1 protein-coding gene is annotated in these 1,217 nt (G+C 60.9%); it reads right to left on the reverse strand.

The window, feature by feature from the left end:
• The coding region (locus ACGFZ3_RS18725; RefSeq protein ID WP_392924737.1) for an efflux RND transporter permease subunit at window positions 1-1,217 on the reverse strand (1,217 nt) is incomplete at both ends.

Genomic DNA, 1,217 nt, shown 5'->3' on the forward strand with positions numbered 1-1,217 from the left:
CTCAGGCGCTCGATCTGCTCCACATCTGGTCCGGAGACCTTGATCCCAATCGGGCTTTTGATGCCGGTGGCCAACATATCGATGCGATTGCGAATGGGCGGTACCCATAGATTGGTTAGACCGGGAATCTTGACCGCGGCGTCCAACTCTTGGCGTAGCTTCTGAAGGGTCATGCCCGGGCGCCATTGATCCCGCGGCTTGAAGGTCACGGTGGTCTCAAACATTTCCATAGGTGCCGGATCGGTCGCACTTTCGGCACGGCCGGCCTTGCCGAACACGTGCTCGACCTCCGGTACGGTTTTGATCATCCGTCCTGAGAGCTGAAGCAACTGGCGCGCCTTGTCGGCTGACAGGCCTGGCAACGCAGTGGGCATGTACAGCAGGCTGCCTTCTTCCAAGGGTGGCATGAATTCACTGCCCAACCGGCTAAAGGGGATCAAGGTGAGCACCAGCAGCAGGCCACTGAGCAGCAAGGTGACACCGGGATGTTTGAGGACCCACAACAGAATGGGCCGGTATCCGGCGATCAGGATGCGATTTATGGGGTTCTGTTGTTCCGGCCGGATGTGGCCGCGGATCAGGTAGCCCATCAGCACGGGGATCAAGGTCACCGACAACCCTGCTGCGGCGGCCATCGCGTAGGTCTTGGTGTAGGCCAAGGGCGAGAATAAACGCCCTTCCTGCGCCTGCAGGGCAAAAACCGGCACGAAGGATAGGGTGATGACCAGCAAGCTCGCGAACAGGGCCGGTCCGACCTCGGCCGCCGAGCGGGCCATCAACTGCCAGCGCTCCTCACCCTGGGGTTCCCGACCGTGCTCCTCCCGCCAGTGCTCCAGATGCTTGTGTGCATTTTCGATCATCACCACCGCTGCATCGACCATCGCACCAATGGCGATGGCGATGCCTCCTAACGACAGCAAGTTGGCGGAGATCCCCTGGGCGTGCATCACGATGAAGGCCGCTAGGATACCCAAGGGTAGGGTGATGACGGCCACCAACGCCGAGCGTAGGTGCCACAGGAACAGCAGGCATACCAGCGCTACGACCAGGAACTCTTCACCAAGCTTATGGGTGAGGTTGCGTACCGCATCCTGGATTAGCTCGGAGCGGTCGTACACCGCCACCACTTCCACCCCATCGGGCACGCTGGATAGCAACGCCTGCAGTCGCGCTGTGACGTTCCGAATGGCCCCCAAGGCAACCTTGCAGGTCCGCAG

Origin of the sequence: Stenotrophomonas sp. NPDC047960, assembly GCF_043204395.1 — a bacterium.
In the GTDB taxonomy this organism is placed as follows: Bacteria; Pseudomonadota; Gammaproteobacteria; order Xanthomonadales; family Xanthomonadaceae; genus Stenotrophomonas.